Source organism: Flectobacillus sp. (genome assembly GCF_049240685.1).
GTDB lineage: Bacteria > Bacteroidota > Bacteroidia > Cytophagales > Spirosomataceae > Flectobacillus.
In genome coordinates this window covers 1-5746 of sequence record NZ_JBMLSD010000118.1, presented here as the reverse complement: position 1 = coordinate 5746, position 5746 = coordinate 1, and the positions used below count along the sequence as shown (strand labels likewise).

Below are 5746 nucleotides of genomic sequence, written 5' to 3'. Positions count from 1 at the left end.
CCTAGTGCCTAAACACATAACTTAAATATCATTTTGCACGAATACTTAATGGCTTTCAGCGGCAGCTTTTGCGGCGGCTTCAATTTCTTCTTTGGTTTTCTTCTTGGTTCTTAACAATAAGAGTAAAGGAAAAATGGCGACAAAGAACAGGGAAACCACACGATAAGTATCCAGATAAGCCAAATAATAAGCCTGTTTGGCAACTAAACCCTCTAGCTGGGCATAAGCCATTTTGGTAGCGCCAAAATAATCACCAGTTTTTGAAGCAAAATTGGCAATACTCCCATTGAGTCTTTGAACAAACAAAGGGTTGTCCATTGTCATATTGGCCATCAAATCCGAACGGTGTTGTGCTGCTGCGCTAGTCACATAGTTATTGGCCAAAGCAATACCAAAGGCACCTCCTAGCTGTCTGATCATATTGGTAAGTGCAATACCTGCTGGATATTCCTTGGTTTGTAAACCTGCCACGGCTTGATTAATTAATGGCATCTGAAGCATAGCAACCCCCACAACTCGGCATACCTGCATCGGGAAAAAATCCCATTTGCCCATTTCTGGGGTAGCTGTACCACTGTAAAAACCAAAGAAAACAAATATGATGATACCAATTGCCATGTATGGAAGTGGAGAATCTCCCGCTGCCATTCGTCGTCCAATAACTGGGAATAAAACAACACCCAATAAGGTTGGAGCAATTAAGGATAGACCCGTTTCGAGTGGAGTAAAACCATTGATTCTTTGTACCATTACTGGATATACGAATACAGAAGTAAACAAACCAAGACCAGCTACGAAAGTAAAGATGGTTGAAAGACTAAACACTCTGTATCTGAAAATCTTTAGGTTTACTACAGGATGTTCGGTTGTAAGCTCACGCCACACAAAACCTACAAGTCCAATAACTGCCAATAAAGATAAAATTACGATAGTTCTAGATTCAAACCAGTCGTCAGATTCTCCCTTTTCTAGGACATATTGTAGAGAACCGATTCCGACCATGAGTAAGAAAATCCCTGGGTAATCAATTACAATTTGATTTTTCTTTTTACCCTCTCCTTCTTTTCTTTCTATATATAAAATTGTAAGAATAGTTGCAGCGATACAAATTGGAATATTTACAAAGAAGATATCTTGCCAAGTAAAATGTTCGACAATATATCCACCCAATGCAGGCCCTAAGGTTGGACCAAGGATGATACCCATCCCAAAAATACCCGAAGCAATTGGTCTATCTTTAGGTTCGAAGGCATCAAACAAAATTGCTTGTGAAGTTGAAAGCAAAGCTCCGCCTCCTACACCTTGGATAAATCTCCAAAACACTAATTCCCAAAGGCCATGAGAAGCCCCACAGAAATAGGAAGAAATTCCAAATAAAAGAATAGAACCCAAATAATAGGTTTTTCTACCGAAATAATCTCCCAAAAATCCCGTCATCGGGATAATGATTACGTTGGCTATGGCGTAAGAAGTTACGACCCAAGCCACGTCCTCGATTGTAGCCCCAAGCGAACCAGCCATCTGGTTGAGGGCTACGTTAACAATTGTGGTATCCAAAAGCTCCATCACTGCTGCAGAGATGGTGGTTAACACAATCATTGCTCTTGCTAATCCTTTAGCCGCCATAATGATTCAGTATTTTAGTCTCGAAACCAAAGCCGAGCAATTCAAGAAGTGTTGGATATTTCTCCAATCAGTGCCTTATCATTGGTAGTCAATATCTTCGGGAGGCATTGTTATACCTGATATCAAATGGCTGAAGAATTACCATCATAAATTGTGAGTCTATCTAAAACTCTACAATTGACAATAGCGCAATCCCTTGCTTATTTCTTCACCTCAATTTGTCTTTAGATAAGCAAAACCCTAAATCGTGATTACTCACAAAACTTATCTAAGCCTCCACTTCTTCTGACCAATTGCCCAGCTTTAATTCGAATTATTTTACAGGAACAGAAACTTCTAATGAAAGACCTGCACGTAAAATATCTTTGTTTTTAGCAATGTCTTCAATTTCAATTTTTACAGGAACTCTTTGTGTTACTTTAACAAAGTTGCCAGAAGCATTATCAGGAGGTAACAAAGAAGCCTTGGCTCCTGTCGACTCTGAAATTGAAACTATTTTTCCTTTTAATGGGCGGTTTGGATAGGCATCCAAAGTTAATTCGGTCTCATCTCCTACCTTCAAACGAGCGATTTGGTTTTCTTTGAAATTAGCGACTACCCAAAATTGTTGATCTTGAACTACCGTCATCAAAGTTTGCCCAGCTTGAATAAATTGACCAGCTTCCACCGTTTTCTTACCAATTCGTCCTTCAGAAGGAGCGTATACTTTTGCATAAGATAATTTTAACTCCTGCTGTGAAATTTTAACTTTTTTAACAGCCAAAGTAGCTTCTGCTTTGTGTAAAGCCGCTGTCAAAATGCCCATTTTAGACTTATTCGAAGCAATATCCTGTACAGCAGCATTGTATTGCGCAACTAATACATCGTAGTTCGAGCGAGAATCCTCTGCCTGCTTTTTGGTGATGGCATTGTCCGCAACCAAGGCATTATCACGATCCGCATCACGCTTGGCTTTGTCTCTACGAATGGCAGTAGCTTTGAGATTTGCCTCCATAGCCACTATACTCATTTTCAAATTTTGAATATTAGCTTTTGCATTTTCTACATCGGTTTCAGCCTGCAACAAGTCTGCCTTTAATTCGTCCAATGCTAGTTTTCCTTCTTCCGTATCAATCTCCACCAACAATTGATCTTTCTTTACCAAATCATAATCTTTTACCGAAATAGATTTTACATAACCCGATGTACGAGGTAATACAGGTACAAAATATGATTCGATTTGCGCATTATCAGTATCCTCGTGAGTCTGAGAATAATGATATTCTTTATATCCCAAAAATCCACCGACAGCCACTACTGTTAATAAAATTAACTTTGGCAATTGCTTTTTCATTGAACTCTGATTTTCCATAACTTTTATAATCTTAAATAATCATTGTAATAGTACTACTCGCTGTTTGCTTATAGTATCAATTCGTACAAATGGCCTATCAAATTTCTCCTTTGGATTGTGTCATCAATTGGTAAGAGATGAATATGTATAAGAAAAATTCAATTTGTGTGTGAATTGATATGACAAAGGTAAACTAAGTTTACTAAATTAGTCAAGTAAGTTGACAAATATTTTTTCATTTATTAACTTTGTAGAAGATTCATCGAAAAAACAGTCAATATTTCCTTGGATTATTCATCTTTTTGGTAAAATATACTTAAAACTACTACTGCAATTGTCTGCAACAATTTGTATTTTTGAGATTCTAAACCCAGAAGATGATATAAATAAAGTGTACCACAGCATAAACAGGGTATTGTTTTTGTACAAAATTGTGCCCTAAAATCATTATGACAGAAGATGATGTAATAAAGCTTAGAGAATTTAAGGCTAGTAAAAATCGCCTTATGGGGAGATTATTGAATCGTTCCTACAGATATATGTCTACCTTAGCAGTAAAATTTTTAACGGATAGAGGTTACACCAATTTTAGAGTAGGACAAATAGTTGCTCTCGTTAATATCGACGTAGAAGGAACCACAGTTAATAAGATTGCCCAAAAAGCAGGTATGACCAAACAAGGTATGAGCAAACTTATTAAAGAGTTGGTGGATGAAGGCTTTGTATATACCGAAAAGGACCCAAGCGACGCCAGAGCACTCATCGTAAAGTTAACCGATCTTGGTGTTAGATGTATTTTGGATTGGAAGGCTTGTACTGAATATATCGATCAAAACTTCGAGGAGGTGATTGGTGCCGAGCAATTGAATACGCTTAAAGATATTTTAAGGAATTTAGTCGATAAATATGAAGAAATGATTGAAACTGGAGAAGTACCTTGCGAACCCATCCCTTTGGCTTTTATCAAGAAATAAATATCAGTTTTGAAGCCAATGATTATCATTGATGAAATGATGCTATTTTCTGAAATTGCCTACCAAATACTATATTATAGCGTAAAGATGAAGCAATTATCCTTCTCAATACACTCGAATTAGGGAAATATCTTTATTTTTGCGCTTCTATTTTCCCCAAAGGTACTAACATCAAAAACATGGAAAACAAAATTTTCAAAACCTTACGTATAGTAAACACCCTTTTAATTGTAGTTGTGGCATGCTTTGTATTCACGTTACTTGCATTTGTTATGATGCCTAACCAAGCTGAAACAGCAGCAGCTGGTGGTTCTGGCTCTCAGAATCCTGTAACTCCGGTGGCAGCAGCATTGTCAGCAGAGGCTACAAAAGGTAAAGAAATCTTTACAAACAACTGCGCTTCTTGCCACGCCTCAACTGACGAAGTAGTAGTGGGACCTGGTTTGAAAGGTATTGAAACTCGCAGAGATGCCGCTTGGGTTGAAAAATGGGTACAAAATCCACAAAAAGTATTGGCTAGTGGAGACAAATACGCTAACGACCTTTTCAAGAAATTTAACGGTACTCAAATGACGGCTTTTCCTAATTTGGGGACTGAGGACATCAAAAACATTTTGGCTTACGTAAAAGAAAGTAATCCTTAAGTAGAATTGCTGAAATACGAGTTATCATTTGTAATCGTAAAAATTTTGTTATCAAAAATTTACGTTTGAAATTTATTCAATTTGAGTTTAGCCAACTACTTGAGTAAGTGAACGAAACTAGATTCAAGTTATGTGTGTAGGCATAAGGTAAAAAATGTTAAAATATTTTAATACCCTCAGAAATGCATTTTTTCAAAGCCTGATGCCAACACTTAGATTTTGTTTTGTGTACGAATTTAAGTGCTTTGCGTACTTTAAAAAGGCGTACTGATTTTGTAAATCAGCACGCCTTTTTTGTTTTTTTTGTAAAAAATATTGTAAAACTCACAAACCTTAAGTTTATTTTATATATTGTGTAAAAATAGTTTTTTCTAATAAATCCTATCAAGACAATGTTCAAATCACCCATTTACCCTATTTCTCCAAGTCTCACAAATGAGCTAATATGCTTGTCATTGACTACTTTACCTTTTGGTTGTTGTAAATTATCATAATCTCATAAAAGCACAGATACAGCTAAATTGACTGAGTTTTATTCTGCCTATGTATTTAAAAACTTCGACAGTAAAGGTCTTAGTAAATTTTCATTTTTAAATCAAACAATTTATTTTCTTCACTTAAACAAATTAGTATATGTTCAAAAATATCCTCAGTTTTGAAGGACGTATTCGACGTTTAGAATATGGTCTTAGTATCATTTTTTTTATTGTTGGTCTATTAATAAGTTCTTTTTTGTTAGGTTTACTTGGCTTTAGTTCCAATTTTTTGATTATTTTCACGCTTTTGCCATTATTGTATTTTAGAATTGCTCAGGCAGCCAAAAGATGTCATGATTTAGGTAACTCAGGTTGGTATCAGCTTATTCCGTTATATTCATTCTGGTTACTTCTTGCTGATGGTGAGCCTTACACCAACGAGTATGGAATTCCACCCAAAGCTTTAGAAGAAATTGATATAACAGAGCTAGGGAAACATTTAGAAAATGAAGAGGAAAATATTTAATGAGAATCTAGTAGATTTTTTTGACTTCAAGAGAGTGAGTATTTATAAAAATTTGTCCTCTTGTAGTCTAGACACAATGATTGCGCATTAATTCATTCATATCGAGCAATATAGCATCAAACATGAGTCATCCCTAATTTAGCGATTGAGTGATTGAGCGAATGAGT

General features: G+C 36.0%; 5 protein-coding genes. 3 read left to right on the top strand and 2 right to left on the bottom strand.

Annotation, left to right across the window (positions count from 1 at the left end; translation table 11 throughout):
• Positions 1-45: 45 nt before the first annotated feature.
• Together ACOVQ4_RS05315 and ACOVQ4_RS05310 are read right to left on the bottom strand one after the other, a co-directional pair.
• Positions 46-1626, bottom strand: a complete 1581-nt coding sequence (locus tag ACOVQ4_RS05315) for a DHA2 family efflux MFS transporter permease subunit (protein WP_421819617.1) — start codon at positions 1624-1626, stop codon at positions 46-48.
• Positions 1627-1939: 313 nt separating this feature from the next.
• Entirely contained in the window at positions 1940-2959 is a 1020-nt protein-coding gene (locus tag ACOVQ4_RS05310; RefSeq protein WP_421819616.1) for an HlyD family secretion protein, read from the bottom strand.
• A gap of 449 nt (positions 2960-3408) precedes the next feature.
• On the opposite strand from ACOVQ4_RS05310, the gene ACOVQ4_RS05305 reads away from it, so the two are divergent.
• The 3 genes from ACOVQ4_RS05305 (at position 3409) to ACOVQ4_RS05295 (ending at position 5579) form a co-directional block, all read left to right on the top strand.
• Positions 3409-3933 (top strand): MarR family winged helix-turn-helix transcriptional regulator, encoded by a 525-nt coding sequence (locus ACOVQ4_RS05305; protein WP_421819615.1) that lies wholly within the window; start codon positions 3409-3411, stop codon positions 3931-3933.
• Positions 3934-4112: 179 nt separating this feature from the next.
• Positions 4113-4577 (top strand): c-type cytochrome, encoded by a 465-nt coding sequence (locus tag ACOVQ4_RS05300; RefSeq protein ID WP_421819614.1) that lies wholly within the window; start codon positions 4113-4115, stop codon positions 4575-4577.
• 633 nt (positions 4578-5210) lie between these two features.
• The gene (locus ACOVQ4_RS05295; RefSeq protein WP_421819613.1) at positions 5211-5579 is read left to right on the top strand and encodes a DUF805 domain-containing protein; all 369 of its coding nucleotides are present in this window, start codon (positions 5211-5213) and stop codon (positions 5577-5579) included.
• The last annotated feature ends 167 nt before the right edge of the window (positions 5580-5746 follow it).